Consider the following 26,789-nt stretch of genomic DNA (forward strand, 5'->3'; position numbering starts at 1 on the left):
CGCCCGCCTCTTTTTCGTGACTGGAGGGCAAGCACATGTTGGACCAAACAACCCGACCAAACCGGCTGCCTGCGGCGCCCGGGGTTGGATACAAGCCGCAGCATTTCGCGCAGATTCTCGACCATGCGCAGCCGGTTGCCTGGCTTGAAATCCATGCCGAGAACTACATGGGCGATGGCGGCAGACCGCTGGCCCAACTACGGCACCTGTCCGAACAGTTTCCGATCTCGGTCCACGGTGTTGGCCTGTCCATCGGCGGCGAAGGCCCGCTGGACGCAGATCATCTGGCCCGGCTGAAACATCTTGTAGGCTGGCTGAACCCTGCCAGTTTTTCCGAACATCTGGCGTGGTCGACCCATGACAGTCACTTTCTGAACGACCTGCTGCCCCTGCCCTATACCGACGCAACGCTTGCGCGGATTTGCGAACATATCGATCTGGTGCAGGACACGGTCGGCAGGCAGATGCTGCTGGAAAACCCCTCAAGCTATCTGGCGTTTGAGGAAAGCACCTGGTCCGAGCCTGATTTCCTGCGCGAAATCGCGCGCCGTACCGGCTGTGGCCTGCTGTTGGATGTAAACAACGTCTTTGTTTCGGCCACAAATCTGGATTTCTCACCGCAAGGTTACATCGATGCCTACCCGCTGGATCAGGTGGGTGAGATTCATCTGGGCGGTCATGACGAGGACGAGGACGACCACGGCCGCCCCCTGCTGATCGACAGCCACGGGCGCGAGGTGGTTGATCCCGTCTGGGCCCTTCTGGATTATGTGCTGGAACGGTCAGGTCCGAAACCTGTGCTGATCGAATGGGACACCGATGTGCCGGACTGGCCCGTTCTGCGGGCCGAGGCAGAGCGCGCCCAGCTGGCGTTGGATCGCATCCCGGCATGAGCGTCTCACAGGACACTTTCCACTCTGCCCTGCTGGACCCGTCCAAGACGGTTCCCGATGGCCTGCAGGATGCACAGGCGCGACCAGCCGGGCGGCGGTTCAGCGTCTATCGCAACAATGTCGCCGTGTCTCTGACCGAGGCGATGCATCAGGCGTTTCCCGTGATCACCAAATTGCTGGGCACCCAGAATATGGATGGCCTGTCGGGGATGTTCCTGCGCAAGCACCCGCCCACATCGCCGTTGATGATGTTTTACGGCGAGGCGTTTCCAGATTTTCTTGCAGGGATGGAGCAGCTGTCCCATCTGGGCTACCTGCCGGATGTTGCGCGACTGGAACTGGCCCTGCGCCGGTCTTACCATGCTGCAGACAGTACCCCGGCCCCGGCTGATACGCTGGCCCTGCCACCAGAAGAAATTATGCGGGCGCAACTGACCTTTGCCCCCGCGATGCAGATTTTAAACTCAGATTGGCCGGTGTTTTCGATCTGGCAGTACAACTCGAAAGAGGGTGCGCCAAAACCAGAGCCCGGCCCCGAGGCCGTTCTGATCACCCGGCCCGATTACGATCCTATTCCAAACCTGCTGCCCGAAGGCGGTGCATCGTGGATTGCTGGCCTTCAGGCAGGGCGAACCATTGGTGCCGCATACGAAGAAACGGCGGCGACATTTCCCCAATTTGATCTGGGGGCCACTCTTGCGCTGCTTCTGCAGGGCGGCGCAATAAACTCTGTGACTATCGAAAGGCTGGCGACATGACCGCGCTGATCTCATTACACAACAACACCCTGGGACGGTTGGAGGTGACCTCTGGCTGGTTGACCCCGACCCTCGCCCGGCTGGTTTTTGCGGCAACCTTGCTGATTTACTACTGGAACTCGGCAACAACGAAACTGGGCAACGGGATTTTCGGCTTTCTGCGCCCGTCTGACGGGGCCTATGTGCAGATCTTCCCCAAAGCGATGGAAGCAGTCAGCTATGACAGCTCGCAGCTGGGCTTTGGCCACTGGATTGTCGCCCTGGCCGGAACCTGGGCCGAGTTCATCCTGCCCGCTTTGCTGGTGATCGGCCTGCTGTCGCGCGTCGCGGCGCTGGGCATGATTGGATTTGTCTGGGTTCAGACAATTGTTGACGTGTCCGGCCACGGAGCTGCACTGGGTAGCTGGTTCACTGCGGCACCGAACGTTCTGGATCAGCGCACGCTGTGGACCTTCCTGCTGCTGATGATCGTGATCAATGGCGCAGGACCGCTGTCGGTGGATCGCATCCTGCGCATCAAGTGATTTAGAAATGTGCCTTGGGCTCGTCCGGTTTACCCGCGGCCAGCCCAAGGACCCCCGCCACTGCGGCAAACGCCACCGGGAACATGGTGAAGACGTTAAAGCCAAAGGCAAAATACATCCCCGCCGCTGAAACCAGCAGCAAAAGCCCCCCGATCAACGCCCGTGCATGGGCCATCGCGCCCCCGGCGATCGCCAACAGTGGCGCAAGGATCGACGCGATCTGTATAAGCTGTGCGTTGTCTACCTGTTCGGCCAGCCCCTCAATCTCGCCATAGCGGTCGACCAGTTCGACATAGCCATAGCCGACAAAGCCCACGATCATACCGATCAGGCCGGCGATGACACCCAAAATCATAGCTGCGTTGCGCATTCAAAATCCTCTGACTTACGCCTCTTCACATAGGCATGCCATCACGCAACACCAAGCCCTGCCTTGGTTTCTGCAGTCCAACCCAGAAACAGCGTGCCGTCCCGCTCGATCAAGGGTCGTTTCATCAATGTCGGATGCTCGGCCAACAGGTCCAGCGCGGGACGCGCGCGCTCGGCCTCATCCAATCCGCGCCATGTGGTGGAACGGGTATTGAGCAAAGCCCCGCCGAAAGCTTCAAAAGCCCGCTCAAGCACCGAGACAGGCACACCGTCGGCGCGAACGTCCAAAAATTCGGCATCTGGAAGGGATTTCAAGGCCTTACGGCAGGTGTCACAGTTTTTCAGGCCATAAAGCTGCATTTTGACGGGGTCCTGTCTTTGGTTCAATTTTTGGGCAAATTTGCCTGTGTGTTCCGGTAATTCTTGATTTTTTACTTCACCGTGCAATGTTGAAAAAGACGAAACACGCAATTCGGGCAGCATCGTGTGGGCGATACTGTGATGTGTTGCGGCGGCGTCAATCACTGCCCCCACCAATTTGTGGGACAACGTGTAAGTAGAAGGAGACACGGGAAATGCCAACTGGCACCGTGAAATGGTTCAATACCACGAAAGGCTACGGGTTTATTGCCCCCGATGAAGGTGGCAAGGACGTATTTGTTCATATCTCGGCCGTTGAACGGTCCGGTCTGACCGGGCTCGCCGACAATCAAAAAGTCTCATACGAGCTGCAAGACGGACGTGATGGCCGCCAAATGGCCGCTGATTTGAAGCCGTTGTAAGAGACCACCGCCCCTGGGCGGCTCAGCAAATCAGGACAACGGCCAATTTCCGGCCGTTGACCAATTCCCCAAGGTTCCAAGACCTTTCCCTTATGCCGGATCGTGCCCGGTATGAGTGAACCAGTCTTCGCCCATCGCCACGATACAGGACGTGCCAGTCGCATAGGTGACAACCATCGTCCAATCGCCTGACTTGCTGGTCCAGATCTCCATCACTTGTTCGGGTCCGCGCATGCCCGTCGCCGCCCGTTCCGATCCGAACTGCCGCTCCAGCTTTTCGTGCATCCGCGACGTCGGTTCACACAGAACCTCGGCAATTGGGGATTTTGCCTGAACGGCGGGCGCCAGCATGGCCAGCAGGCAAACGGGGCGGAGTGCAGAGAACAGGGTCATGTCCCGATTGTAACGAAATCATGACACTCTGTATAGACAAACGATATGCGATCAATCCTTGCGGATCACGGCCTCAAACTCGCGCCATTCCCGCGCGGTCATGCCTGAATTCTCTTGCGTCACGGCCTCACCCGCCAGCATCCGGCGCAGGCTGTCGACCATTTGTGCCGACAGGTTGACCGCGCCCAGGCGGTAATCCTCGAACGCTTTGTAGGCAAAGGGCACCCAGTCGGCGACGATCTTGCACATCATGTCGGCATATACGCGGATTTCGTACTGCGCATGCGGGTCCGCGCGCAGACGCAGGAAGTGGAACAGGTTGTGCAGGTCGACCTTCCAGTACCACTGCGTATAGATATTCGCGGGCAGGTTCATCCGCGCCAGTTCGCGCGCTAACCCCTGCTGACCATTCTGGCTGATCATCGCCTCGTAATTGTCATAGCACCGCACGCTGTCGGCCTTGAGCATCTCAAGCACACGCGCAGCCTCTTCCCCCTGCAGGGCCTCACCCCGCCCCTGATTGTTGACCTCGGATTGCGCCGCCACGTGGTCGGGTGCGGGGATATAGAACTCACGATCCAGAATCGAATAACGGGCCGAGTATTCGTTCACATTGGCCGTCCGATGACGAATCCATTGACGGGCCACGAAAACGGGTAGTTTTACATGCAGCTTGATCTCGCACATCTCGAACGGGGTCGAGTGCCAATGGCGCATCAGGTAGCGGATCAGCCCTTCGTCATTCTGCACCGATTTGGTGCCCTTGCCGTAAGACACCCGCGCCGCCTGACAGATCGCCGCATCATCGCCCATATAGTCGATGACCCGCACGAAACCATGGTCCAGAACCTGATGGGCAGTGTACAGATGATCCTCCATCCCGGCGGCCACAACGCGGCGTGTTGGATGCGATTGCGCCCGTTGCGCTTCGATCTCGGCCAGTTGGTCTGGGGACAGCGGCATGAAATTTCCTTTCCAGCAATGAGTCGCGCACCACTATATATCGGCAAGACACAGACAGGAACCGCGATATGTGCGCATGATCGCGTAAGCGCCAAATTGTGTCCGTGCGACCCCTCGACTCGTATCAATCGCGCGCTAAGGTGCTTGGCATCACCTGAACAAAAAAGGAAGCCGCAATGGGGCTGACATATCTTCACACCATGGTCCGCGTGAAGGATCTGGAGAAGTCGATGGCGTTTTATGAACTGCTGGGCCTGAAGGAAACCCGCCGCTATGACAGCGAACAGGGCCGGTTTTCGCTGATCTTCATGGCGCCTCCGCGGCAAGAGGATCGGCCGATCGAGCTGACCTATAACTGGGATGGCGACGATGCCCTGCCCAGCGACAGCCGCCACTTTGGCCATTTGGCCTATGGCGTCGATAACATCTACGACATGTGCCAGAAACTGCAGGACAATGGTGTTGTGATCAACCGCCCGCCGCGTGACGGTCGGATGGCATTTGTACGTTCGCCCGACAATATCTCGGTCGAACTGCTGCAAAACGGCGACGCGCTGGACCCAGCTGAACCCTGGGTCAGCATGGAAAGCACCGGTCACTGGTGATCCGCTGGTTGACAGTATTGGGGCTGGCCGTCCTGGCCAGCCCGCTTCGGGCCGAGACCTGCCGCCTTGCCCTTGCTTTGGCGATAGACATCTCGACCTCGGTCGATGCGGCCGAAGACGCGCTACAGCGTCAGGGCCTGGCGGCAGCACTGGTCGCACCCGAAGTGACCGAGGCGTTTTTCTCATCCCAGATGCCGGTCGCGCTGGCCGTCTATGAATGGAGCGGTCGGTCCACACAGCATGTTATCCTGAACTGGAGCATGATCGAAACGCAGGCTGATCTGCTTGCGGCGGCCACTACAATCCAGCAATCCGTGCGCTCTGACAGCGGGTCGGCCACGGCGATGGGTTATGCGCTGGCCTTTGGCGCGACCTTGATGCAGCAGGCCCCGCCCTGCCTGTTCCAAACCATCGATCTGTCGGGGGATGGATCCAATAATGACGGCTATGGTCCCCAGTCGGCCTATCGGCATTTCCCCTTTGAGGACGTCGTGGTCAATGGGCTGGTGATCAACGCCGCCGATTTCGAAGGTGAGCTGTTTCTGATCCCCTTCTTTGAAAACAACGTGCTGCACGGCCCCGGAGCCTTTCTTGAGATCGCGCAGGGGTTCGAGGACTTTGAACGCGCGATGCGGCGCAAGTTGGAGCGTGAATTGCAGGGTCTGCAGATCGGGGCCCTTCAGAACAACGCGCCGCAATGATCCGACTGCTGGCAACCCTCTTTGCCCTGACCGCCGGGCCAGCCGTGGCCGAGTGTCGGCAGGCCCTGGCGCTGGGGTTGGATGTGTCAGGCTCGGTCGACAGCCGCGAATACCGTCTGCAATTGGATGGTCTGGCCGCTGCGTTGCAAGCCCCAGAGGTGGCGCAGCTCATCCTGTCCAACCCGTCGGCCCCCGTGCGACTGGCCGTGTTCGAATGGAGCGAACCGGGCCATCAAAGATTGCTGCTCAACTGGACCGAAATCCGATCCTCTGACGATCTGAATCTAATCAGCTCCCGGCTCAACTCCACCTTGCGCAGCGCGGCGCCGCAGGGCACTGCTGTCGGTGCCGCAATGGCCTATGGGGCCGATCTGCTGTCGCAGCAACCGCTTTGCTGGATACGCACGCTGGACCTGTCTGGCGATGGGAAACACAATCTGGGCCCGCATCCCAATGCGACCAAAGCCGAACTGGCGCATTTGGGTATCACGATCAACGGGCTTGTCATTGGCACAGACAGCCCCCGACCGGGCGACATGCGGTTTGTGCAGATTAGCGAGCTGTCCGCCTACTACAAAACCTCGGTCATTCTGGGCCCCGATGCCTTTGTCGAGGTCGCGCTGGGGTTCGAAGCCTATCAGGAGGCGATGACCCGCAAGCTGCTGCGCGAGTTGGAGGGGCTGATCCTGTCCGACGCAGGCACCCCTTACGCTGATCAGTAGATATATCTGATCTGATCCGTCCAATACCGTTCAACCCGGCGCAGCGAGGTGGCAATGTCGTCGATCCCGTCCAACCCCAGCACCCCGCGCGACTGTAGCCCTTCGGCATGGCGCGAGAACAGCTGTGTGACAATATCCCGAATCTCGCGCCCACGTGGCGTCAACCGCACCCGGACCGAGCGGCGGTCAATCTCGCATCGCTGATGGTGCATATAGCCCATTTCCACCAGCTTCTTGAGATTATAGCTGACATTGCTGCCCTGATAGTAACCCCGGCTTTTCAGTTCGCCCGCCGTGACCTCATGATCGCCGATATTGAACAGCAGCAGGGCCTGCACCGCGTTGATTTCCAAGACGCCAACCCGCTCAAACTCATCCTTGATGACGTCCAGCAACAGCCTGTGCAAACGCTCAACCAGCGCCAGTGCCTCAAGGTAGCTGTTCATGAAGCCCTTGGTTTCCGGCCCGGAGACCTGCATTTCCATACTCATCCGATCCTCCGATTCAGTCACGCAGTTTCAGGCAGCATGAATCGAAATCCCGAAAAATCGGTTAAGCCGGATTTTCTTTATTTTTGAAAGGTCTGCGCGATATCCGCGATGAGATCACCAAAAACCGCGGGCGGGGCCACCTGCCCCGTGACCCATTGATAGAGGTCCTGATCATTTTCATGCAGCAGGGCATCGAACACATCCAGACCGTCTGCATCCATCTGATCAAGGTTGCGCTGGGCATAGGCGGACAGGATCAAGTCCATCTCTTTGATACCGCGTCGCATGGATCGCATCTGCATGCGTTTGATCCGAACCTCGCGTGTCTCGGTCACTGGCTCTGCTCCAACATCAGCCGCAGTTTCTTTTCCAAACGTGCGGCGCGCTCGGCGCAGGCGCGCATCTCGCCGCGGATTGCGCGCAACTCGGCCACGGCGTCCCCCATCTCCATATCGGGCGCGTTTTCGTCGATAGGCGCGTCCATGCCCTCGCCCTCGCCGGTCAACAGCCACATGATCGACACGTTGATCATGCCCGCCATCATCGACAACCGGTTCGCACGCGGCTCGGACAGATCGTTTTCCCAGGCAACAATCGTTGCCTTCTTGACCCCAAGACGGCGGGCAAGCTGGGTCTGGGTCATCCCTGCCGCCTCGCGTGCACCGGCCAGCCTGTCCCCGAATGTTGCAGCCTCGGCTCCGTACCAGTCAGTTTCGTCGCTCATCGGGGTCTCCTGGTTTCAAATTCATACAGCTTGATCGTCGTTCAGGCGCACCCTATGACAGTCAAGTTGAACATACAAACCGAGGCCGACCATGAGTTTCCTGTCTGCGACACTGTCACGCGTTAAACCCTCTCCGACCATTGCCATGACAGCGAAAGCGGCCGAGCTGAAGGCCGCCGGGCGCGATGTCATCGGCCTGAGCGCGGGCGAGCCGGATTTCGACACCCCGCAAAACATCAAGGACGCGGCTGTTGCGGCCATCGCGGCGGGCAAGACGAAATACACCGCGCCCGACGGTATCCCCGAGTTGAAACAGGCTGCCTGCGCCAAGATGAAGCGCGATCATGGGCTGGACTACACGCCTGCGCAGATTTCCGTGGGTACAGGCGGCAAGCAGACGCTGTACAATGCGCTGATGGCAACCATGAATGAGGGCGATGAGGTCATCATCCCCGCGCCTTATTGGGTCAGCTACCCGGATATGGTGCTGCTGGCGGGGGGCACTCCGGTCGTTGTCGAGACAACGCTTGAGAACAGTTTCAAGCTCAGCCCCGAACAGCTCGAGGCCGCGATCACGCCCAAGACCAAATGGTTCATCTTCAACTCGCCATCCAACCCAACCGGCGCGGGCTATAGCCGGGCCGAGTTGAAGGCCCTGACCGATGTGTTGATGCGCCATCCGCAGGTCTGGATCATGTCCGACGACATGTATGAACATCTGGCCTATGACGGGTTCGAATTCTGCACCCCGGCCGAGGTTGAGCCGGGTCTTTATGACCGCACATTGACCTGCAACGGCGTGTCCAAAGCCTATGCCATGACCGGCTGGCGCATCGGTTATGCGGCGGGCCCGGTTGAGATCATCGCGGCCATGCGCAAGATACAATCTCAGTCGACCTCGAACCCCTGCTCGGTCAGTCAATGGGCGGCGGTTGAGGCATTGAATGGAACGCAGTCTTTCCTTGCGCCAAACGCCGAAACCTTCAAACGCCGTCGCGATCTGGTGGTGTCCAAGCTGAATGAAATCGACGGGATTTCATGCCCCACGCCCGAAGGCGCATTCTATGTCTACCCGTCCATTGCAGGACTGATCGGCAAGACCACCCCGGCGGGCACCGTGATCGACTCGGACGAAGCCTTTGCCACGGCCCTGCTGGAAGAGGCCGACGTTGCCGTGGTCTTTGGTGCCGCGTTTGGGTTGTCTCCGAACTTTCGGGTTAGCTATGCTACATCGGACGAAGCGCTGACCGAGGCCTGCACCCGCATCCAAAACTTCTGCGCTGCGCTGACCTGACGCCGGAGGACCATATGACCGCAGATCTGCCCGAGTATTACTTTCGCATCCGCGAGAATGGCGCGGCGGTTTTCAGGATCGACACTGAAAACCGTCAGCAGCGGATCGAGATGGAGCAGATCGCGGTCATCAACATCCGCAACGGTGAGGTCAAGCCGCAAGGGCAGCGTACCCTCACCGATGCCGATCAGGCCGAGATCAGCCGCTGGATGAAGGCGCGCAAAGCCTTGCTGGCGCAGCGCGACCTCGACGATATTCACCGCGCCGTCGACTACATGAACCTGACCACGCAATGGGCCCAGTCCAAGGCAACGGATGATCAGCTAGAGGATGTTACGGACCGTCTGCTGCTGGCCATGCATGATCTGCGCACGGTTCTGGTGCGCAAAAAGGCGGACCGGCTGACCAAAGGCTAGCGCCACCCCTATTGGGCGGGCACCGCGATTATCCGAACCGAGCGCAGCCAGAACCGCGCCATCAACAGCACGGCTGCAAAGGCAAGACCCAGCACGAGGCCCAGCCAGACCCCGATTCCGTCCATCCCGCGCACAAAGCCAAAGTAGTAAGATGCCGGGATTCCCACGACCCAATAGCTGAGCCCGGCCATCACCATCGGCACTTTGGCGTCCTGCAACCCGCGCAGCAGGCCCAGCGCAATCACCTGCGCCCCGTCCACCAGTTGGAACAGCGCCGCCATTGCCAGCAACCCGGTGCCAATGGCCAAAATCTGCGGGCGCTGCGGATCGTCGGGCTCCATGAACAGCGAAATCAGAGGCTCGGCGCAGGTCAGGAACAGGATCACGGTCAGCACTGACATCACCAACGACATCCCCGTCACCGCAATCGCACCCTTTTCCAGATGCGGCCGGTCCTTGCGCCCCAGAGCGTTCCCGGCCCGGATCGTCGCCGCGTTGGACAGGCCCAGATGCACCATGAACGTGGCCGAGGCCAGGTTCAGCGCAATCCCATGCGCCGCCAGAGGCACCTGCCCCAGCCAGCCCATCATAATGGCCGACATCGCAAACAGGCTGACCTCGGCCAACGTGGTCAGACCGATGGGGACGCCAAGACGCAGAACGCTGGCGAACATCTCCCAATCGGGGCGCCAAAAGCGTTGGAACAGGCTGTGTTCGGGCAATATACGCACCGCGTAGATGACCACAAATACCAGCGACACGATCTGCGTCACGACCGACGCGATGGCCGCGCCCATCACGCCCAGTTCCGGCGCGCCCCAATTGCCGAAGATCAACGCATAGTTGGTCAACGCATTCACCACGGCGGCGGTGACAGTGATCCACAAAACGATCTGCGTCCGTTCAAGCGCCGCCAAATAGGATTTGATCACCATCACGATCAGCGCCGGGAACAGTCCCCACCCTGCCACGCGCAGGTATTGCGCAGCAGTTTCAGCCACTTGCGGGTCTTGCTTCAACGCAATCAAGATCGGGTAAGACCACCACAAAAGCGGCATCATCAAGGTCGCATAAATCAGCGACAGCCACAGCCCCATGCGGGTCGAGCGGCGAATGCTGGTTTCATCTTCTTCGGCGGCGGCGGTGGCGACCATGGGCATGACGGCCCAACCAAACCCGGCCCCGAACAGGAACAGCACAAAGTAATAGCTGCTGGCCAGCGTTACCGCGGCCAGCGCCTCGACCCCATACCAGCCCAGCATGATTGTATCGGTCAGACCGATGGCAAACTGCGCCAGATGCCCGCCTATCAGCGGAAAGCCCAGCACAGCGATGGCCCGGAAATGGCCGCGATATGTCATCACCTTGTTCATTGACCCAGCCATATGCCCGGCCAGAGGCCGGGACAAGAGGGGATCAATGAAATTTCAATATGAGACCTGCCGCTCGGGCAGTCAAAGCCGCCGCTTATTTCGCCTCGGGGTGCAGGGTATTGCCCAGAATATGCTCGGACCGATGGATCACGTGATGCGCCTGCCCGACGATCAGCGGATCGGGTTCGCCGACAATATCATGGTCCTTATCGGGATAATCCAATGTCGACAGGAAATGGCGCATCGTATTCAGCCGCGCGCGTTTCTTGTCGTTGGACTTGATGATGGTCCAGGGCGCATCGGCGGTGTCGGTATAGAAGAACATCGCCTCTTTCGCCTCGGTGTAATCCTCCCACTTATTCAGGCTGGCCTTGTCGATGGGCGACAGTTTCCACTGCTTCAGCGGGTCGGTTTCACGGCTTTTGAAACGGCGCTGTTGTTCGGACTGCGTGACCGAGAACCAGTATTTGTAAAGCTGAATGCCCGAGCGAACCAGCATCCGCTCCAGCTCGGGGGTTTGGCGCATGAACTCAAGATACTCGTTGGGCGAACAGAACCCCATGACCCGCTCCACACCCGCGCGGTTGTACCACGAGCGGTCATAGAACACCATTTCTCCAACAGTCGGCAGTTCCTGAATGTAGCGCTGATAGTACCACTGTCCCTTCTCTTCCCATGTCGGCTTGTTCAGCGCGACCACGCGGGCCTGACGGGGGTTGAGATGCTCCATAAAGCGTTTGATGGTGCCGCCCTTGCCGGCCGCATCGCGGCCTTCGAACAGCAGCACAAAACGCTGGCCGGTTTCCTGCGCCCACAACTGAACTTTCAGCAATTCGGCCTGCAGCTGCGCCTTTTCAACCTCATAGCTCTTGCGCGCCATCTTGCGGCCATAGGGGTATTTGCCGCTTTCAAACGCCTGCCGGATCTTTTCATGGCTGGGCGGCGACGGCTCAGGTTTCGGCGTCGGCACCAGTGTGACAGAGGATTTCTTTTCTTCGGTTTTGATCGCTGCGTCCATTCAATTTGTCCTTTTCTCGTTCTCTGCGGACACGGCTAGCAGAAGAGGTATTTTTGCGCTTTGATTGGTGTCAAATTGATGCGCGAAAAACGCATCATTTCGCCAATGGTCAGGAGGGTTTTGTGGACACCGAGGTCATCGCACTGAACGGCAACCCCTTCTTTCTGCGCCGCTGGGGGAACCCTGACCTGCCACCGCTGCTGATGCTGCACGGCTTCCCGGAATACGGCGGCGGCTGGAGCGATCTGGCCCCACACTTGGCCCACCAATTCCATTGCATCGCCCCGGATCAGCGCGGCTATGGCCAAAGCTGGTGCCCCGAAGGGGTCGGTCAGTACACGCTGTCTCAGCTGGTGTCGGACATGGCAAAGCTGGCGGGGCGGTTTGACACTCCGATGACTGTTCTGGGCCACGATTGGGGCGCGTCCGTAGCCTATGGGCTGGCGATGTTTCGGCCTGATCTGGTCAGCCGGCTAATCATCGCAAACGGGGTCCACCCCGTCCCGTTTCAGCGCGCCATGGCGACCGGAGGCGCGCAGTCCGCCGCCTCGCAATACATCCACGCGCTGCGTGCGCCGGATGCCGCATCTCAGTTCTCGGCCAACAATTTCGCACGGCTGCAACAGTTTTTTCGGTTCGGTATGGGTGTCGACTGGCTGTCTGATGCACGGATGGAGGAATACCGCACCGAATGGGCCCGCCCCGGACGTCTTGAGGCCATGCTGAACTGGTACCGCGCCTCACCCCTGATCGTCGCCGAACCGGGAGCGCCACGAACCGACCTGCCCGACCTGCCGTTGGACCGCCTGATGGTCCGTTGCCCGCACCTGCTGCTTTGGGGGCCGAAGGACAAGGCGCTGCTGCCTGAGTCCACCGCCGGGCTAGAGGATTTCGCCCCCGACCTGACCCGCATCGACATTCCCGATACGGACCATTGGCTGCATCACCAAAGGCCCGACGCCGTGGCACGGGCCATTCTGGAGTGGATCGCGGCCTGATTATGTGTGCCCCCAATCGTCCGGGTCATCCGAGTTGTTTGGGGACAGCCCCAGAATATCCCCCTTGGTCGAACATCCCAGACCCAGCACCGTGCGATTGGCATAAGAGAAATACGCGCAGACCTGATTGATCTCGAGTATCTCACCATCCTCCCAACCCGCATCCCGCAGGGCCTGCACATCCGCCTCAACCATCTCTGCCGGGGCCTCGGTCAGCTTGCGGGCATAGCCCATCGCGGCGATCTGCGCTGCATCCAGCGGCGCGGTGTCGGGCGCACCCGCCTCAATCGCGGCGCGAATGGCGTTCCCACGCGCGGGATCGTTCAAGAGCCGCTGCAACCCGCTAAAGTGATGTTCGACGCAATAACCGCACCGGTTCAGCGAGCTGACCCAGACCCCCAACACCTCAAGAAACCACTTCGGCACCTTGTTGGCCGAGTGATGCAGCACGTTCTTGTACAACACCATATGGCCTTCCATCGAATGCGGCCGAAGGCTGTGTGCCATCATGATGTTGTCCACGTTGTTGTCGGGACCGGTCACACGCGCGTACAGCTTTTTCAACTTGTCGGTCGCCTCATCAAACGGCACGGTTTTGATCCAGCTCATGTAGTATCTTCTCCGTTTTGAAATCGGGATCACAGTAAGCGCAGTTGGACTGGAAATTCGAGTCCCGACGGCTGCACATCATCTCTTGGCTCTTAACGATGCAAAGGAGAATACTGCCTTGACCTACACCCCTTGATCATCAGAACGTGTAGTAAATAATATCAAGGTGACACTATGAGTGATTTTTATCAAAAGATTGAAGAGCTTGCCCAAAGATCCAAAATGGCAGAGCGGCAAGCAATCACAGAAGAAGCGACGAAAACGTCCGTCGTGCTGCCGTTATTGCAAGCTTGGGGCTTTGACGTATTTAACCTAAGTGAAGTTATCCCAGAATTTGTCGCAGATGTCGGAACGAAGAAAGGAGAAAAGGTCGATTTTGCCGTTAAGATCGACGGAAAGTTAGCCATGCTGGTCGAAGTCAAACCAATTTCCTCCAAGCTCGGCGATGCGCAGTTCAACCAGTTATTCCGCTATTTCTCGGTAACCGAGGCGCGGCTGGCCATTCTGACCAATGGGCGCGAGGCTTGGTTCTTCTCCGACACTGACGCGCCAAACAAGATGGACAAACGACCTTTTTTCAAATTTGACTTTCAGTCCCACGACGCAAATCAGGTTGACGAACTGTCGCGCTTTCAAAAGAAAAACTTCGCGATTGATCAGATCATTGAAGCTGCTTCCACTTTGAAATACACACGCTCGGCTTCTAATTACCTCAAGAAACAGCTTGATGAACCCGACGACGAGTTCATTCGCCTTGTTGGCCGTCAAATACACGATGGTCCGATTACGAAAAGTGTTGCCGAGCAACTCAAACCCGCGATCCAATCGGCAATGGATGATTTGATCCGAAACCGAATACAGGACCGCCTGTCAATAACACTCGGAGAAAAAGCCAACCCCTCCTCAGAGGATATACGGGACGAAACCGCACCCGATAGTGACATCAACACAACTGAAGAAGAGATTGAGGCACACAGGATCATTCGCGCGATAGGCGCCAAAATTGTGGGGGTCGAGCGCATTACCATACGCGATGCCAAAAGCTACTGTGCAATTCTGATGGATGACAACAACCGTCGCCCCGTCTGCCGTCTGTTCTTTAACTCTCCAACAAATAAGTTCATCGTCATTTTTGATGAAATGAAGAATGAACAAAAACACAAAATTTCATCGGTTGAAGACCTATATCTGCACACTGATGCGCTGAAAGCCGCAATAAGGGCCTACGAATAGCAAGTCCTAGAATAGATCAAGTCACGCCTTCGGAGAGGTTTCTGTTTTGGCGCAGATGATAATCTGCGCCACTAAACCAACTACAACACCTCGCGCCCCTCTTCCCCCGGACCACATCACCTGCCATAATGGGACCAAACCCAAGAACAAGAGCAGCACCGATGCCCGACGATCTGTTGACGCCCAGCGCGACCACGACCTACGACGCCTCCTCCATCGAAGTGCTGGAGGGGCTGGAACCCGTCCGCAAACGCCCCGGCATGTATATCGGCGGCACTGATGAGCGCGCGCTGCACCATATGGTAGCCGAAATCCTCGACAACTCGATGGACGAGGCGGTCGCCGGTCACGCCAACCGGATCGAGGTTGAGCTGCACGCGGATTACGCCCTGACCGTGCGCGACAACGGGCGCGGTATCCCGATCGATCCGCACCCCAAGTTCCCTGACAAATCCGCGCTTGAGGTTATCCTGTGCACCCTGCACGCGGGCGGTAAATTCTCGGGCAAGGCCTATCAGACGTCGGGCGGTTTGCACGGCGTGGGGGCGTCGGTCGTGAATGCCCTGTCGGATTCGATGGTCGTTCAGGTGGCGCGCGACAAAACGCTGTTCGAGCAGCGGTTCTCACGCGGTATTCCGCAGGGCCCGGTTGAAAAGGTGGGCGCCGCCCCCAACCGGCGCGGCACGACTGTGACGTTCCACGCCGACCCCGACATCTTTGGCCAACACCGGTTCAAACCGGCGCGGCTGTTCAAATCCATCCGCTCCAAGGCTTACCTGTTCTCGGGCGTTGAAATCCGCTGGAAGTCCCATATCGACGACGGCGAAACCCCGACCGAGGCCACGTTCCACTTCCCCGGCGGCCTATCGGACTACCTGAAAGAGACGATGAACGGCTCGTCCACCTATGCCGAGCAGCCCTTTGCCGGCACCGTGGACTTTACCGAGAAATTCGGCACCCCCGGCAAGGTCGAATGGGCGATCAACTGGACGCCCTCGCGCGACGGGTTCATTCAATCCTACTGTAACACCGTCCCCACGCCCGAAGGCGGCACCCATGTGGCGGGGTTCTGGGCCGCGATCCTCAAGGGGATCAAAGCCTATGGCGAGTTGATCAACAACAAAAAGGCCGCGCAGATCACCCGCGATGACCTGATCACCGGTGGCTGCGCGCTGGTCAGCTGCTTCATCCGCGAGCCCGAATTCGTCGGCCAGACAAAAGACCGCCTTGCCACGGTCGAGGCGCAACGGCTGGTGGAAAATTCGGTCCGCGACCATTTCGATAACTGGCTGGCCGCGGACACGAAATCCGCCGGCGCGATCTTGGATTTCCTCATACTGCGGGCTGAGGAACGCCTGCGCCGACGGGCCGAGAAGGAAACACAACGCAAATCCGCCACTAAGAAACTTCGTCTTCCCGGCAAGTTGGTGGACTGTAGTAGTTCAACACGCTACGGCACCGAATTATTCATTGTCGAGGGCGACTCGGCCGGTGGTTCCGCGAAAATGGGCCGCGACCGCAAAACGCAGGCGCTGCTGCCCCTGCGCGGCAAGATCCTGAACGTGCTGGGCGCGGCCAGTTCCAAGCTGGGCACCAACGCCGAGATCAACGACCTGACGCAGGCGCTGGGTGTGGGCCTTGGCACCAAGTTCAACGTCGACGACCTGCGCTATGACAAGATCATCATCATGACCGACGCGGATGTGGACGGCGCGCATATCGCGTCCCTGTTGATGACATTCTTCTTCACCCAGATGCGGCCGATGATCGACGCGGGCCACCTGTATCTGGCCTGCCCGCCTCTGTATCGCCTGACCCAGGGCGCCAAACGCGTCTATTGTCTGGACGAGGCCGAGCGCGACGAGTGGCTGGAAAAAGGTCTGGGCGGCAAGGGCAAAATCGACGTGTCCCGCTTCAAGGGTCTGGGTGAAATGGACGCCAAGGACCTGAAAGAGACCACGATGGACCCCGCCTCGCGCAAACTGATCCGCGTCACGATTGATGAGGACGAACCCGGAGAAACCGGCGACCTCGTCGAGCGCCTGATGGGTAAGAAGCCTGAACTGCGGTTCCAGTACATTCAGGAGAACGCGCGGTTTGTGGAGGAGTTGGATGTTTGAGCAAGTATTTCGACGGCATTGACAAATCTGCAATTGAAGACGCAATCGAGATCGCTAAGAAAGCCAGAATAGAGGGTAAAGAACTACACGAGATCACCGCTGGCGCAGGCAAGCCAAAAGATCACTTTGTGATTTCGGATGGCGAGTTCTTCCCGCTAAAAGCGCTAATCAAGAAGGCAATGGAGCTAAGAGGAATAAATCCTCAAGATCCGGTAAGGCGTGAGTTTACATCACACAATGGACGTGCCTGGCTGGAAGGTTTGGACTTTAAATGGATTCAACTTCCGCACAGAGCAGACAGCATCATAAGAGATTGCGAACGCTACAGAAAACTTCAACCCACCTTAGCGAGACCTAATCAGGCAAAGTTTCGTGCTGAAGCTATTTCGCTTTGGCGCGGGGTTTGCCCCGTTACTCAATGCAGGACCTTACCAGCTCTCGAGGCAGCTCATATCATACCTGTAGGCGCTGACGGGTGTGACGATCCTGACAACGGAATATTACTCAGAATTGATCTGCATAGGCTATTCGACCGCGATTTGATGAAAATTTCACCTGAAGGCTTTCAAGTCAGTTTTTCCAGTCAAGTTGATGAAACCTATGATCGTTTTCGCAACACAACCATCAAGCTACCCAGCGAATTGAAAAAACATTCAATTGCCCGCAACTTGACACAAAGATACCAGCTCTCCTTGTGACCATCAGGCTTACGGGCCTGATCGCTGCACACTCAAAACCCTTGCCTAACCCGTTGATCTCGTTCACACTTACCCTCGGGCTGGCTCTGACCCTGCTGGCCAGCCAAGTGACCGCGCAGCAGACCCTGACCACCGCCTCCCCGATCCCTGACGGGGCTGATACCAAGTTCTGCTATTACGCGGGCATGGCGTATTCGATGGATGCGTTTGTGGTAATCTTTGGCGACAACACTGTCACCGCCACTTCTGGCGCGCGCGAGGAGCATCTGTTGCGATGCGTCAAAAACGACGATGGCACGATGAGCTGGAAGCCCCAAAGCAGCTTTCAGATCAGCCGCTAGCGTCCAATTTCTGACCCAGCCAGTCGGCGATCTGCCCCGCTGGCTCCTCCCACCCCGGCTCCATGAACAGAAAATGCGCGTGGTTATCGACGGGCAGGAACGTCGCGCGGTCTCCGTAGAGCTTCGCCAACGCCCGACAGGTGTTGGGGTTCACGGCCCGGTCCTCGGTGCCCGACACGATCAGAACCGGGCAGTCGACCTTGTCGATATCGACCTTCATCGCGTGGTGGTCGTCGAACATCCAAAAGAACATCTCGAACATCACCCGCCCGCTTTCCGGGCCAAGCTGGTCGAAGACCTCATGCTGCTGCGCCTCGGGCATCTTGTTCAGCGCAAAGGGGGCCATCAGGTCGAAATCGACGCGCATGGGCTGTTTCCAGAACGCCCCGCCCTCCATCAACGCACGCGGCACGGCGCGTTCGTCATCGGTTTCGGGCAACGTCCCCCAGGCCGCGTTTGGGTTGATCAGGACAATTGCGCTGGCCAATCCGCGCGAGGCCACCTGCTGCGCCACCACACCCGCGATGGCATGGCCGAGCAGAACCGGTTTGCTGTCCAGCCCCTGCACAAACGCAGCGATATCGTCGACGTAATCCATGACGCTGGTGTCAGTCAGGCCGGGATCGGGCTCGGCCTTAGGGTCTCCGCCATGATAGCGCAGCGCGGGGGTGTGCACCGTCCAGCCAAGCGCGCGAAAGAACCCGGCGTAGTTTTCCATACACCACGGCCCGGCAAAGGCCCCGTGGATCAGAACAATGTCTTTGGTCATGAAAATCTCCCTCACCTCAGCACAAGTATGCGAGGTGAGGGATACGTTCGGCAAGCCTGTTACAGGGCGGCTTTGAACAGCGCGGTCAGGTTGTCTTCGGTCAGTTCAATCGGGTTGCCACCGCAGGACGGATCGATGATTGCGCCTTTGACCAGCTCGGGGATCGATGCCTCGGTCACGCCCAGATCGGACAGCTTGTGTGGGATGGCGAAGCTGTCATTGAACTCCTGCACAAAGGCGCGGAAGCCATCAAAGCCACCGTCGATGCCCAGATAGGCCGCCGCCTGCTGGAACCGGTCGGCGATGGCGGGGGCGTTGAACTCCAGCACGGTGAGCATACAGACCGCGTTGGTGGTGCCGTGATGGGTGTTGAACACCGCGCCAATCGGGTGGCTCATGGCGTGGATCGCGCCGAGGCCCTTTTGGAACGCCGTCGCCCCCATCGCCGCCGCGCTCATCATCTGAGCACGCGCTTCGATGTCGCTGCCATCTGCGTAGGCGCGCGGCAGGTAGTCCTTGACCAGCCGCATCCCTTCCAGCGCGATGCCCTGCGACATGGGGTGGTAATGCGGGCTGCTGAACGCCTCGACACAATGGGCAAAGGCGTCCAGACCGGTGCCTGCGGTGATGAATTTGGGCATGCCCACCGTCAGCTCCGGGTCGCAGATCACGACCGTCGGCAGCACTTTGGGATGGAAGATGATCTTCTTCGCGTGGGTTTCCGAATTGGTGATGACGCTCGCGCGCCCCACCTCGGACCCCGTCCCGGCAGTGGTCGGCACCGCAATGATGGGCGCGATGACATCGGCATCAGCACGGGTCCACCAGTCACCGATATCCTCGAAATCCCAGACCGGGCGCGTCTGACCAGCCATGAAGGCCACCATCTTGCCCAGATCCAGCCCTGAGCCACCTCCGAACGCGATCACCCCGTCATGGCCGCCCGCATTGTAGGCGGCAACCCCGGCGTCGAGGTTCTTTTCATTTGGGTTCGGGTCCACGTCGCTGAACAGACCCCGGCCCAGCCCTGCGGCTTCCATAATGTCCAATGTGGCTTTGGTGATCGGCAGATCGGCCAAACCCTTATCCGTGACCAGCAGCGGGCGTTTCATCCCAGCGGCAGCGCAGGCCTCGGGCAGTTCCTTGATCCGGCCAGCGCCGAATTTGATCGCGGTCGGATAGGACCAGTTTCCAACAAGTGTCATGTCAGCGTTCCTTTGTCGTTTGAGGCCTGCTCTGGCGAGGGGGTGTGTCCAGAGCAGGCCGGTCGTCCTTAGCCTGTGACCTTCTTAAGGTGGTAGGATTTGGGACGTGTCAGGTTGTGGTATCCAATGACGGACAAGCCGCCGCCGCGCCCGGTGTTCTTGCAGCCGGTCCAGCACAGGCCCGGATCAAGGTAGTCGGCCCGGTTCATGAACACAGTACCGGTTTCGATCTGATCACCCAGCCGCGCCGCGCGATCCACGTCGCTGGTCCAGAGGCTGGCGGTCAGGCCAAATTCGCTGTCATTCATCAACTCGATGGCCTCTTCGTCCGAGGTCACTTTCATGATGCCAACCACGGGTCCAAAGCTCTCATCCCGCATCACGCGCATATTGTGATTTACATTGGTCAGAATTTGCGGGGTCAAATAAGCCCCGCCATCATCCTCGGCGAAGGTCTCGATATGGGCGACGGCACCCGCAGCGACCGCCTCAGAAATCTGCGCGCGCACTTCATCAGCAAAGCGGATATTGGCCATCGGACCAATCGTCGTCTTGGCGTCCAGCGGGTTGCCCAGCTTATAGCCTTTCACCACTTCAACGGCCTTGGCGACGAAGTCATCGTAAAGGCTCTCATGCACATAAATCCGTTCAATCCCGCAGCAGCACTGACCCGAGTTGAACATTGCCCCGTCGATCAACGTATCCACCGCCGCATCCAGATCGGCGTCGTCCATGACATAGCCCGGGTCTTTGCCGCCCAGCTCGGTTCCCACACCCGTAAAGGTGCCCGCGGCCGCACGCTCCATCGCCTGCCCGCCACCGACCGAGCCGGTGAAATTCACGAAATCAAACGCCTTGCCCGCGATCAGATCATTGGTCACATCATGGCTGAGGAACACGTTCTGGAACACATCCTCGGGCACGCCCGCCGCATGGAAGGCCCGTGCCATCCGCTCGCCCACCAACAAGGTCTGCGTGGCGTGTTTCAACACCACAGCGTTACCCGCGATCAGCGCAGGCGCCACCGTGTTGATCGCCGTCATATAGGGGTAGTTCCAGGGTGCCACCACAAACACCACCCCATGCGGGATACGTTTGATGTAACGCTTGAAAGTCTCATCCTCGCCCACTTCAATTTCGGCCAGCGATGCCTCGGCAATCTCAGCCATGTGACTGGCGCGTTCATTGAAGCCGCCAAACTCACCACCATACCGCACGGGGCGTCCCATCATGTGCGCAAGCTCCGGCACGATCTCGTCATTCATCTCGCCAACAGCGGCTACACCGGCCATGACAAGATCAATCCTCTCCTGCAGGGGTCGCGCGGCCCACGCGGCCTGCGCCGCCCGTGCCCGCGCGGCGACCTCAAACGCCGCCTCAGCGGACAGCACTTCACGCTCTGCAAAAACCGATCCGTCAATCGGCGAGACACATTTCAACATCTGCCCCATCTTCACTCCATTTCCGAAAGAAACAGGATCCCCTGCTTCATCTGGCCAAAAATATCCCGGGGGTCTGGGGGCAGAGCCCCCAGGCCAGCACTCTAAGCCCGCTCAAACCCGCGGGCAATTTCCCAATCGGTCACCACACGCTCGAACTCTTCAATCTCGACCTCAGCCGCGCGGGTATAGTGATCGACCACCTCATCCCCCATGGCCGCGCGCAGCATAGCCGAGCCATGCAACGCATCCCGAGCTGCGCGCAGATTGCCGGGGATCATCCCCGTTTCGCCCTGATACACATCGCCCTGAGTCGGCGCCTGCAACTCCAGCCCTTCCTCAATCCCGGCAATCCCGGCGGCCAGCATCCCTGCCATCGCCAGATAGGGGTTCATATCAGACCCAGGTATACGGCACTCCACCCGCACCGCCTTGGTTCCATCGCCGCACAGACGGAACCCCGCCGTGCGATTGTCCACCGACCAAATGATCCGCGTTGGCGCAAAAGTCCCCTTCATGAACCGTTTGTAGCTGTTGATATAGGGGGCCATGAAATAAGTGTAATCGGCGGCGTATTTCAGCAAACCGGCCATATAGTTTTTCATCACATCAGACATCCCGAGCGGATCTTTTTCGTCGAAAAAGATCGGCACCCCGTCCGACCAAAGCGACTGATGCACATGGGACGAACTGCCGACTTTCTCATGATGCCATTTCGGCAGGAACGTTGCGGCGTGCCCGTGTTGCCAGGCGATCTCTTTCACCGCGTTCTTGGCGATCGAGTGATATTCCGCCGTCTCCATCGCGGATGCGTATTTGATGTTCAGCTCTTCCTGCCCGGTCTCAGCCTCACCTTTCGAGTTCTCAACCGGAATCCCCGCATCCCACAGGTGATTGCGGATGGGCCGCATCACATGCTCTTCCTTGGTGGTCTGGAGGATGTGATAGTCTTCGTTGTAGCCCGAGATCGGCTCCAGATCGCGGAACCCCTCCTTGCGGATCTGGTCAAAGCTTTTCTCGAACAGAAAGAACTCCAGTTCCGTCGCACACATGGCGTCATAGCCCATGGCCTTCAGACGGTTGACCTGCTTTTTCAGGATCGAGCGCGGTGCATGTGGTACTTCCTCGTGCGTGTGATGATCAAGCACATCGCACATCACCATCGCCGTCCCCTCCAGCCACGGCACAGGGCGCAACGTGCTGAGGTCTGGCTTCATGACATAGTCGCCATAGCCCCGCTCCCAACTGGTTGAGGCATATCCATCGGGCGTGCCCATCTCAAGATCGGTGGCCAGCAGGTAGTTGCAGCAATGGGTCTCTTCCCATGCCCCGGCTACAAAATGCCCCGCATGGAACCGCTTGCCCATCAAACGCCCCTGCATGTCGACCATGCAGACCAGCACGGTGTCGATTTCTCCGGCAGAAACCTGCGTTTTAAGATGCTCGAATGTCAGCATAAATCATCTCTGCGATCCACGAGAATTTTCGACGAAAATTCTAGAGCCCCGTTGCGGCCGGCCCGCATTGACGCGGGCCGGTCCAGTCTTTTTAGCCGTAACGATAAGGCCGTCCGGCCTTGAGCATTTCGGCATTGTAGCGTTTGAAGATGTCGACCACCTTGGCTTTGGTCTCAGATTCAGCCGCGATCTCATCCCAGAACTTCACGGCCGCCTCTTCGACAGTGGCCCATTCTTCGTCCGGAATGGTCGTCAACTGCATCTTGGTGCCGTTGACGCGTAGGTTGGCCTCGCCACCCCAGTACCACCACTGGCGGTAATAGTGCGACTGGTCACAGCACACCTTGAACAGCGTTTGCAGATCCTCGGGCAGTTCATTCCAGCGGTCCATATTGGCAAAGAAATGACCAGCCCATGCGCCCGAGATGTTGTTGGTCAGGAAATAGTTGGTCACATCGGCCCAACCCACGGTGTAATCCTCGGTGATGCCCGACCACGCGATCCCGTCCAACTCGCCGGTCTGCACGGCAACCTCAATATCTTCCCAAGGCAGGGTCACCGGTACGACGCCGAATTGCGACAGAAAGCGGCCCGCCGTCGGGAAGGTAAAGATGCGCTTGCCCTTCATGTCGTCCAGCGATTTGATCGGGTCTTTTGTGGCAAAGTGGCAGGGATCCCAAGCGCCCGCGCTGATATGTTTCACGCCGACCTTGGAATATTCCTCATCCCAGATCTCGTTCAGGCCCCACTGGTTAAACAGCACCGGCACGTCCAGAGAATAGCGCGAGGCAAAGGGGAAATACCCGCCAAATACGGTGACTTCGGTGGGCGACGCCATCGAGTCATCGTCGGACTGAACCGCATCAATCGTACCCTTTTGCATGGCGCGGAACAGTTCACCGGTCGGAACCAGCTGGTCGGCATAGAACAGCTCGATCTGCATGCGGTCGCCGGCGATCTGGTTGAACATCTTGATGGCCGGATCAATCACGTGCTCGGCCAGTGCGGGACCCGCGTAGGTCTGCATCCGCCATGTGATCGTGTTTTGCGCCAAAGCAGGCGTCGCCAGCGGTGCAGCCGCAACGCCCACACCGGCGGTTTGCAGAAACTTACGTCTTGTCGTCATGTCAATTTCCTCTCCGTTAAGGTTTGCGTGCCCATTCACGGGCATTCTTGTTAATTTCCATATACATAGCCGGGCAGCCAAAGGGCGATTTCCGGAAATGCCATTATAATGATCAGCGCCAGCACCATCACACCGACAAAGGGCACGATCGAGCGGTAGATATCCTTCAACCCTATCTCGGGCGGGGCCATTGCCCGCATCAGGAACAGGTTATAGCCGAAGGGCGGCGTCATATAAGCGATCTGCGTGGTGATCGTATAAAGAACCCCGTACCAGATCAGGTCAAAGCCCAGCGCCCCCACCAGCGGCACATACAAGGGCGCGACAATCACCAGCATTGCCGTGTCGTCCAGAAACGTCCCCATGACGATAAAGCTGAGCTGCATCAGGATCAGGATCATCCAGGGCGACAGGCCCAGTTGAGCGGTGAACAGGTTCTCGATCGCTTTGACCGCGCCCAGCCCGTCAAACACCGCGCCAAAGCCCAGAGCGGCCAGAATGATCCACATGAACATGCAGGAAATCGCCAGCGTCTGTTTGGTGCAATCCTCGAATATCTTCCACGTCATACGGCGTTTCAGCACCGAGACAACCAGCGCCGTCAGTGCGCCGATGGCTGAGCTTTCGACAAGCGAGGTCCAGCCGTTCACAAAGGGCACCATCATGGCGGCAAAGATGATCAGCGGCAGCGCCCCTGCCCCCAGCAGGCGGATTTTCTCGGCCCGAGGCACTTCATGTGCGTCTTCCATCGCCGGGCCAAGCTCGGGCTGGATGCGGCAGCGCAGCCAGATATACAGGATGAACAGGCTTGCCATCAGCAAGCCCGGCACAATGCCCGCCAGCCACAATTGCCCCACCGGCTGACGCGCGATCATCGCATAAAGGACCAGCACGACCGAGGGCGGCACAAGGATACCCAGACTGGACCCGGCCTGAATGACGCCCGTCACCATCGTCTTGTCATAGCCCCGCCGCAGCAGTTCCGGCAGCGCAATGGTCGCACCAATGGCCATCCCGGCGACGCTGAGGCCGTTCATGGCCGAGACCAGAACCATCAGGCCAATCGTGCCGATCGCCAGCCCGCCATTCACCGGCCCCATCCAGACATGGAACGTGCGGTACAGGTCGTCTGCCAGACGGCTTTCGGACAAGACATAGCCCATGAAGATGAACATCGGCAGGGTCAGCAGCGGATACCACTTCATCAGCTTCATCGCCGCCGAAAAGGTGATGTCCTGTCCGCCTGTGCCCCACAGGGCCAGCGCCGCGATGGTGGCAACCGCCCCGATGGCCCCAAAGACGCGCTGACCTGTGAACAGCATCAGCATCATCGATGCGAACATGAAAATGGCGATGTATTCCTGGCTCATGCCCGCTGAACCCCGATTTCCTGCCCGTTGATCCGGGCTATGTCTTTGAAGAATTCCGATATCGCCTGCAGCAGCATCAGGAAGAAGCCAAACACCATGATCGACTTGATCGGCCAGATATACGGGCGCCACGCAGTGGACGAGCGTTCCAGCCGCCCGATCTCTTCACTGCCGGTCAGAAGGCCGGTGAAATAGGACAGCGGCGCGTCCCCCCAATAGCCCAGGCTATACGCGGTCGAGCCCAGCCCGCCGTAAAACAGCACGCCCAGATACAGGATCAGCATCAGGACGGTGAACGCATCGAACCACGCTTTCTTTTTGTGGGTCCAGTTGTGATAAAACAGGTCCATCCGCACATTCGACCCCAGCTGGATCGAATACGGCCCGCCCATGATGTAATAGGTCACCATCGCAAACTGCGCCATTTCCAGCGTCCACAGCGACGGCAGGAAGAAGGTCTTGGAAATCGAGGACCACAGCAGGATGCCCATCATCGCGAACAGGCCCCACATCATCACCCGGCCAATGCGGTAATTGACTGCGTCAACCACCCGGACATATGCCGCCATCGCGCGGATCATTCCGCTGCCCTTTCTTCAAAACCTGCGAGGGTCTGCTTGATCCACGGCACCAGGCAATCGGCCATCGCGTCTTGTTGCTGGGCCGTGCGGATCAGATCGTTGCGCACCTCGATCATCACGTTCAGCAACCCGTTGGGAAGGGCCTGTACGTCCAGCGTATGCGCCACTCCATCGGCGGCTGAATAGGGTTCGTTCAGAAGGGTCAGAAAAGGCGTCGATGCCGGTTTTTCGGCCATCATGGCATGGGCGAAACGGTCATCAATGCCATGCAGAATGCCCAGCTCAACCTGACGCTTTTGCCCCAGATAGACCGGGGTAAAGCTGTGCACCGTCACCATCAGTTCCAGCGTGCCGCGATGTTGCGCAATCACCCCGGACACGGCCTGCCGAAACGGTTCATAAATGCCATCGATCCGCGCCTGACGCTGCTCGGGCGTCATTGTGGCATTGGCCGGAATTTCGATGTCTTCGCTGCGCAAGGGCATAGCGCCTGCCGCCTCGGGCGGGCGGTTGCAATCATAGACCAGCCGCGACACGCCGCCATGAACCAAAGGGGCCGACAATTGCTGTGCCATCCGCTGGGCCACGGCCAATGCACCAGGATCCCAAGCGATATGGCTTTTCAATGCCTCGGGGTCCAACCCCATATCCCCCAGAAACCCGGGTATGCGGTTCGACGCGTGTTCACAGACCAGAACGACCTTTGGGGCGCTGCCTGCCACATCTGTGTGAACAACTGTTCCGAAATCCAATGTCTCGCCCTGCGATTCCATGAGTGGGTTTACGAAAGAATTTTCACAGACCCCATTCGCCTGTC

32 protein-coding genes are annotated in these 26,789 nt (G+C 58.7%); 14 read left to right on the forward strand and 18 right to left on the reverse strand.

Going from position 1 to position 26,789, the window contains the following annotated elements; genetic code table 11:
• Positions 1–35: 35 nt before the first annotated feature.
• From bufB to ACRZ94_RS08140, 3 genes are read left to right on the forward strand one after another with little or no spacing between them, the layout of a single operon-like run.
• Entirely contained in the window at positions 36–893 is an 858-nt protein-coding gene (gene bufB, locus ACRZ94_RS08130) for an MNIO family bufferin maturase (RefSeq protein ID WP_480797092.1), read from the forward strand.
• Positions 890–1,651, forward strand: coding sequence for an HvfC/BufC family peptide modification chaperone (locus ACRZ94_RS08135; protein ID WP_480652125.1), 762 nt, complete (start codon positions 890–892; stop codon positions 1,649–1,651). Before bufB ends, ACRZ94_RS08135 begins: the two co-directional genes overlap by 4 nt.
• On the forward strand, positions 1,648–2,175 hold the full coding sequence (locus ACRZ94_RS08140) for a DoxX family protein (protein ID WP_480652128.1): 528 nt from the start codon (positions 1,648–1,650) through the stop codon (positions 2,173–2,175). Before ACRZ94_RS08135 ends, ACRZ94_RS08140 begins: the two co-directional genes overlap by 4 nt.
• A gap of 1 nt (position 2,176) precedes the next feature.
• Here the strand turns inward: ACRZ94_RS08140 and ACRZ94_RS08145 are convergent, their stop codons facing one another.
• Positions 2,177–2,545 carry a hypothetical protein gene (locus ACRZ94_RS08145; RefSeq protein WP_480652130.1) on the reverse strand — a complete coding sequence of 123 codons (369 nt, stop codon included), beginning with the start codon at positions 2,543–2,545 and terminating at the stop codon, positions 2,177–2,179.
• Positions 2,546–2,586: 41 nt separating this feature from the next.
• Entirely contained in the window at positions 2,587–2,904 is a 318-nt protein-coding gene (locus ACRZ94_RS08150; protein WP_480652889.1) for an ArsC/Spx/MgsR family protein, read from the reverse strand.
• Between the two features lie 215 nt (positions 2,905–3,119).
• On the opposite strand from ACRZ94_RS08150, the gene ACRZ94_RS08155 reads away from it, so the two are divergent.
• Positions 3,120–3,326 carry a cold-shock protein gene (locus ACRZ94_RS08155; protein WP_008758035.1) on the forward strand — a complete coding sequence of 69 codons (207 nt, stop codon included), beginning with the start codon at positions 3,120–3,122 and terminating at the stop codon, positions 3,324–3,326.
• A gap of 90 nt (positions 3,327–3,416) precedes the next feature.
• Here the strand turns inward: ACRZ94_RS08155 and ACRZ94_RS08160 are convergent, their stop codons facing one another.
• Both ACRZ94_RS08160 and thyX read right to left on the reverse strand, forming a co-directional pair.
• Positions 3,417–3,719 carry a hypothetical protein gene (locus ACRZ94_RS08160; RefSeq protein WP_480652132.1) on the reverse strand — a complete coding sequence of 101 codons (303 nt, stop codon included), beginning with the start codon at positions 3,717–3,719 and terminating at the stop codon, positions 3,417–3,419.
• A gap of 51 nt (positions 3,720–3,770) precedes the next feature.
• Positions 3,771–4,682 carry an FAD-dependent thymidylate synthase gene (gene thyX, locus ACRZ94_RS08165; protein ID WP_480652134.1) on the reverse strand — a complete coding sequence of 304 codons (912 nt, stop codon included), beginning with the start codon at positions 4,680–4,682 and terminating at the stop codon, positions 3,771–3,773.
• Between the two features lie 176 nt (positions 4,683–4,858).
• On the opposite strand from thyX, the gene ACRZ94_RS08170 reads away from it, so the two are divergent.
• The 3 genes from ACRZ94_RS08170 to ACRZ94_RS08180 are packed head-to-tail and all read left to right on the forward strand — an operon-like array spanning position 4,859 to position 6,710.
• On the forward strand, positions 4,859–5,287 hold the full coding sequence (locus ACRZ94_RS08170) for a VOC family protein (RefSeq protein WP_480652136.1): 429 nt from the start codon (positions 4,859–4,861) through the stop codon (positions 5,285–5,287).
• Complete coding sequence (locus ACRZ94_RS08175; RefSeq protein WP_480797093.1) at positions 5,284–5,988, forward strand: DUF1194 domain-containing protein; 705 nt, start codon at positions 5,284–5,286, stop codon at positions 5,986–5,988. The genes ACRZ94_RS08170 and ACRZ94_RS08175 overlap by 4 nt, the downstream gene beginning before the upstream one ends.
• The gene (locus tag ACRZ94_RS08180; protein ID WP_480797094.1) at positions 5,985–6,710 is read left to right on the forward strand and encodes a DUF1194 domain-containing protein; all 726 of its coding nucleotides are present in this window, start codon (positions 5,985–5,987) and stop codon (positions 6,708–6,710) included. Before ACRZ94_RS08175 ends, ACRZ94_RS08180 begins: the two co-directional genes overlap by 4 nt.
• Here the strand turns inward: ACRZ94_RS08180 and ACRZ94_RS08185 are convergent.
• From ACRZ94_RS08185 to ACRZ94_RS08195, 3 genes are all read right to left on the reverse strand, one after another.
• Positions 6,704–7,201, reverse strand: a complete 498-nt coding sequence (locus ACRZ94_RS08185; RefSeq protein ID WP_480797095.1) for a MarR family winged helix-turn-helix transcriptional regulator — start codon at positions 7,199–7,201, stop codon at positions 6,704–6,706. The two genes, ACRZ94_RS08180 and ACRZ94_RS08185, sit on opposite strands and share 7 nt — an antisense overlap.
• A 77-nt stretch (positions 7,202–7,278) precedes the next feature.
• A complete protein-coding gene (locus tag ACRZ94_RS08190) occupies positions 7,279–7,536 on the reverse strand; it encodes a succinate dehydrogenase assembly factor 2 (RefSeq protein WP_480652144.1) in 258 nt (85 codons plus the stop codon).
• A complete protein-coding gene (locus tag ACRZ94_RS08195; protein WP_480797096.1) occupies positions 7,533–7,925 on the reverse strand; it encodes a helix-turn-helix domain-containing protein in 393 nt (130 codons plus the stop codon). Before ACRZ94_RS08195 ends, ACRZ94_RS08190 begins: the two co-directional genes overlap by 4 nt.
• A gap of 91 nt (positions 7,926–8,016) precedes the next feature.
• On the opposite strand from ACRZ94_RS08195, the gene ACRZ94_RS08200 reads away from it, so the two are divergent.
• The gene (locus ACRZ94_RS08200) at positions 8,017–9,219 is read left to right on the forward strand and encodes a pyridoxal phosphate-dependent aminotransferase (RefSeq protein WP_480652148.1); all 1,203 of its coding nucleotides are present in this window, start codon (positions 8,017–8,019) and stop codon (positions 9,217–9,219) included.
• A 14-nt stretch (positions 9,220–9,233) separates the two neighbouring features.
• On the forward strand, positions 9,234–9,635 hold the full coding sequence (locus ACRZ94_RS08205) for a hypothetical protein (RefSeq protein WP_480797097.1): 402 nt from the start codon (positions 9,234–9,236) through the stop codon (positions 9,633–9,635).
• A gap of 8 nt (positions 9,636–9,643) precedes the next feature.
• Here ACRZ94_RS08205 and ACRZ94_RS08210 read toward each other — a convergent pair whose 3' ends face one another.
• Both ACRZ94_RS08210 and ppk2 read right to left on the reverse strand, forming a co-directional pair.
• Positions 9,644–11,008 carry an MATE family efflux transporter gene (locus ACRZ94_RS08210; RefSeq protein ID WP_480797257.1) on the reverse strand — a complete coding sequence of 455 codons (1,365 nt, stop codon included), beginning with the start codon at positions 11,006–11,008 and terminating at the stop codon, positions 9,644–9,646.
• Positions 11,009–11,102: 94 nt separating this feature from the next.
• Positions 11,103–12,026: a polyphosphate kinase 2 gene (gene ppk2, locus ACRZ94_RS08215; RefSeq protein WP_480652155.1), complete on the reverse strand. Its 924-nt coding sequence runs from the start codon at positions 12,024–12,026 to the stop codon at positions 11,103–11,105.
• Positions 12,027–12,148: 122 nt separating this feature from the next.
• On the opposite strand from ppk2, the gene ACRZ94_RS08220 reads away from it, so the two are divergent.
• Positions 12,149–13,024 carry an alpha/beta fold hydrolase gene (locus ACRZ94_RS08220; RefSeq protein ID WP_480797098.1) on the forward strand — a complete coding sequence of 292 codons (876 nt, stop codon included), beginning with the start codon at positions 12,149–12,151 and terminating at the stop codon, positions 13,022–13,024.
• Here ACRZ94_RS08220 and ACRZ94_RS08225 read toward each other — a convergent pair whose 3' ends face one another.
• A complete protein-coding gene (locus ACRZ94_RS08225) occupies positions 13,025–13,633 on the reverse strand; it encodes a carboxymuconolactone decarboxylase family protein (RefSeq protein ID WP_480652159.1) in 609 nt (202 codons plus the stop codon). It lies immediately after the preceding gene.
• Positions 13,634–13,807: 174 nt separating this feature from the next.
• Here ACRZ94_RS08225 and ACRZ94_RS08230 point away from each other — a divergent pair, with 174 nt between their 5' ends.
• The 4 genes from ACRZ94_RS08230 (at position 13,808) to ACRZ94_RS08245 (ending at position 18,025) form a co-directional block, all read left to right on the forward strand.
• Complete coding sequence (locus tag ACRZ94_RS08230) at positions 13,808–14,866, forward strand: type I restriction endonuclease (protein ID WP_480797099.1); 1,059 nt, start codon at positions 13,808–13,810, stop codon at positions 14,864–14,866.
• Positions 14,867–15,027: 161 nt separating this feature from the next.
• Positions 15,028–16,986, forward strand: a complete 1,959-nt coding sequence (gene parE, locus ACRZ94_RS08235) for a DNA topoisomerase IV subunit B (RefSeq protein WP_480652163.1) — start codon at positions 15,028–15,030, stop codon at positions 16,984–16,986.
• Entirely contained in the window at positions 16,983–17,684 is a 702-nt protein-coding gene (locus tag ACRZ94_RS08240; RefSeq protein WP_480652165.1) for an HNH endonuclease, read from the forward strand. The genes parE and ACRZ94_RS08240 overlap by 4 nt, the downstream gene beginning before the upstream one ends.
• Positions 17,681–18,025, forward strand: a complete 345-nt coding sequence (locus ACRZ94_RS08245) for a hypothetical protein (protein WP_480652167.1) — start codon at positions 17,681–17,683, stop codon at positions 18,023–18,025. Before ACRZ94_RS08240 ends, ACRZ94_RS08245 begins: the two co-directional genes overlap by 4 nt.
• Here the strand turns inward: ACRZ94_RS08245 and ACRZ94_RS08250 are convergent.
• The 8 genes from ACRZ94_RS08250 to ACRZ94_RS08285 all read right to left on the reverse strand — a co-directional run bounded on the left by ACRZ94_RS08250 (position 18,015) and on the right by ACRZ94_RS08285 (position 26,745).
• On the reverse strand, positions 18,015–18,794 hold the full coding sequence (locus tag ACRZ94_RS08250; RefSeq protein WP_480652169.1) for an alpha/beta hydrolase: 780 nt from the start codon (positions 18,792–18,794) through the stop codon (positions 18,015–18,017). The two genes, ACRZ94_RS08245 and ACRZ94_RS08250, sit on opposite strands and share 11 nt — an antisense overlap.
• Before the next feature lie 59 nt (positions 18,795–18,853).
• Positions 18,854–19,999 carry an iron-containing alcohol dehydrogenase gene (locus ACRZ94_RS08255; RefSeq protein WP_480797100.1) on the reverse strand — a complete coding sequence of 382 codons (1,146 nt, stop codon included), beginning with the start codon at positions 19,997–19,999 and terminating at the stop codon, positions 18,854–18,856.
• Positions 20,000–20,067: 68 nt separating this feature from the next.
• A complete protein-coding gene (locus ACRZ94_RS08260) occupies positions 20,068–21,450 on the reverse strand; it encodes an aldehyde dehydrogenase family protein (RefSeq protein WP_480652173.1) in 1,383 nt (460 codons plus the stop codon).
• A gap of 92 nt (positions 21,451–21,542) precedes the next feature.
• Positions 21,543–22,895, reverse strand: coding sequence for a glutamine synthetase family protein (locus ACRZ94_RS08265; RefSeq protein ID WP_480797101.1), 1,353 nt, complete (start codon positions 22,893–22,895; stop codon positions 21,543–21,545).
• 91 nt (positions 22,896–22,986) lie between these two features.
• Positions 22,987–24,021, reverse strand: coding sequence for a TRAP transporter substrate-binding protein (locus ACRZ94_RS08270; protein WP_480652176.1), 1,035 nt, complete (start codon positions 24,019–24,021; stop codon positions 22,987–22,989).
• Positions 24,022–24,071: 50 nt separating this feature from the next.
• The gene (locus ACRZ94_RS08275; protein ID WP_480797102.1) at positions 24,072–25,391 is read right to left on the reverse strand and encodes a TRAP transporter large permease; all 1,320 of its coding nucleotides are present in this window, start codon (positions 25,389–25,391) and stop codon (positions 24,072–24,074) included.
• Entirely contained in the window at positions 25,388–25,972 is a 585-nt protein-coding gene (locus ACRZ94_RS08280) for a TRAP transporter small permease subunit (RefSeq protein ID WP_480797103.1), read from the reverse strand. The genes ACRZ94_RS08275 and ACRZ94_RS08280 overlap by 4 nt, the downstream gene beginning before the upstream one ends.
• Positions 25,969–26,745, reverse strand: a complete 777-nt coding sequence (locus tag ACRZ94_RS08285; protein WP_480652182.1) for an N-formylglutamate amidohydrolase — start codon at positions 26,743–26,745, stop codon at positions 25,969–25,971. Before ACRZ94_RS08285 ends, ACRZ94_RS08280 begins: the two co-directional genes overlap by 4 nt.
• Positions 26,746–26,789: the final 44 nt, after the last annotated feature.

Source organism: Ruegeria sp. CH10, from assembly GCF_056537125.1.

What these genes read in the sequence shown, in the direction of transcription:
- bufB (WP_480797092.1), top strand. Translation starts at nt 36, where the DNA reads ATGTTGGACCAAACAACCCGACCAAACCGGCTGCCTGCGGCGCCCGGG.
- ACRZ94_RS08135 (WP_480652125.1), top strand. Translation starts at nt 890, where the DNA reads ATGAGCGTCTCACAGGACACTTTCCACTCTGCCCTGCTGGACCCGTCC.
- ACRZ94_RS08140 (WP_480652128.1), top strand. Translation starts at nt 1,648, where the DNA reads ATGACCGCGCTGATCTCATTACACAACAACACCCTGGGACGGTTGGAG.
- ACRZ94_RS08145 (WP_480652130.1), bottom strand. Translation starts at nt 2,545, where the DNA reads ATGCGCAACGCAGCTATGATTTTGGGTGTCATCGCCGGCCTGATCGGT.
- ACRZ94_RS08150 (WP_480652889.1), bottom strand. Translation starts at nt 2,904, where the DNA reads ATGCAGCTTTATGGCCTGAAAAACTGTGACACCTGCCGTAAGGCCTTG.
- ACRZ94_RS08155 (WP_008758035.1), top strand. Translation starts at nt 3,120, where the DNA reads ATGCCAACTGGCACCGTGAAATGGTTCAATACCACGAAAGGCTACGGG.
- ACRZ94_RS08160 (WP_480652132.1), bottom strand. Translation starts at nt 3,719, where the DNA reads ATGACCCTGTTCTCTGCACTCCGCCCCGTTTGCCTGCTGGCCATGCTG.
- thyX (WP_480652134.1), bottom strand. Translation starts at nt 4,682, where the DNA reads ATGCCGCTGTCCCCAGACCAACTGGCCGAGATCGAAGCGCAACGGGCG.
- ACRZ94_RS08170 (WP_480652136.1), top strand. Translation starts at nt 4,859, where the DNA reads ATGGGGCTGACATATCTTCACACCATGGTCCGCGTGAAGGATCTGGAG.
- ACRZ94_RS08180 (WP_480797094.1), top strand. Translation starts at nt 5,985, where the DNA reads ATGATCCGACTGCTGGCAACCCTCTTTGCCCTGACCGCCGGGCCAGCC.
- ACRZ94_RS08185 (WP_480797095.1), bottom strand. Translation starts at nt 7,201, where the DNA reads ATGAGTATGGAAATGCAGGTCTCCGGGCCGGAAACCAAGGGCTTCATG.
- ACRZ94_RS08195 (WP_480797096.1), bottom strand. Translation starts at nt 7,925, where the DNA reads ATGAGCGACGAAACTGACTGGTACGGAGCCGAGGCTGCAACATTCGGG.
- ACRZ94_RS08200 (WP_480652148.1), top strand. Translation starts at nt 8,017, where the DNA reads ATGAGTTTCCTGTCTGCGACACTGTCACGCGTTAAACCCTCTCCGACC.
- ACRZ94_RS08205 (WP_480797097.1), top strand. Translation starts at nt 9,234, where the DNA reads ATGACCGCAGATCTGCCCGAGTATTACTTTCGCATCCGCGAGAATGGC.
- ACRZ94_RS08210 (WP_480797257.1), bottom strand. Translation starts at nt 11,008, where the DNA reads ATGAACAAGGTGATGACATATCGCGGCCATTTCCGGGCCATCGCTGTG.
- ppk2 (WP_480652155.1), bottom strand. Translation starts at nt 12,026, where the DNA reads ATGGACGCAGCGATCAAAACCGAAGAAAAGAAATCCTCTGTCACACTG.
- ACRZ94_RS08225 (WP_480652159.1), bottom strand. Translation starts at nt 13,633, where the DNA reads ATGAGCTGGATCAAAACCGTGCCGTTTGATGAGGCGACCGACAAGTTG.
- ACRZ94_RS08230 (WP_480797099.1), top strand. Translation starts at nt 13,808, where the DNA reads ATGAGTGATTTTTATCAAAAGATTGAAGAGCTTGCCCAAAGATCCAAA.
- parE (WP_480652163.1), top strand. Translation starts at nt 15,028, where the DNA reads ATGCCCGACGATCTGTTGACGCCCAGCGCGACCACGACCTACGACGCC.
- ACRZ94_RS08250 (WP_480652169.1), bottom strand. Translation starts at nt 18,794, where the DNA reads ATGACCAAAGACATTGTTCTGATCCACGGGGCCTTTGCCGGGCCGTGG.
- ACRZ94_RS08255 (WP_480797100.1), bottom strand. Translation starts at nt 19,999, where the DNA reads ATGACACTTGTTGGAAACTGGTCCTATCCGACCGCGATCAAATTCGGC.
- ACRZ94_RS08260 (WP_480652173.1), bottom strand. Translation starts at nt 21,450, where the DNA reads ATGGGGCAGATGTTGAAATGTGTCTCGCCGATTGACGGATCGGTTTTT.
- ACRZ94_RS08265 (WP_480797101.1), bottom strand. Translation starts at nt 22,895, where the DNA reads ATGCTGACATTCGAGCATCTTAAAACGCAGGTTTCTGCCGGAGAAATC.
- ACRZ94_RS08270 (WP_480652176.1), bottom strand. Translation starts at nt 24,021, where the DNA reads ATGACGACAAGACGTAAGTTTCTGCAAACCGCCGGTGTGGGCGTTGCG.
- ACRZ94_RS08275 (WP_480797102.1), bottom strand. Translation starts at nt 25,391, where the DNA reads ATGAGCCAGGAATACATCGCCATTTTCATGTTCGCATCGATGATGCTG.
- ACRZ94_RS08280 (WP_480797103.1), bottom strand. Translation starts at nt 25,972, where the DNA reads ATGATCCGCGCGATGGCGGCATATGTCCGGGTGGTTGACGCAGTCAAT.
- ACRZ94_RS08285 (WP_480652182.1), bottom strand. Translation starts at nt 26,745, where the DNA reads ATGGAATCGCAGGGCGAGACATTGGATTTCGGAACAGTTGTTCACACA.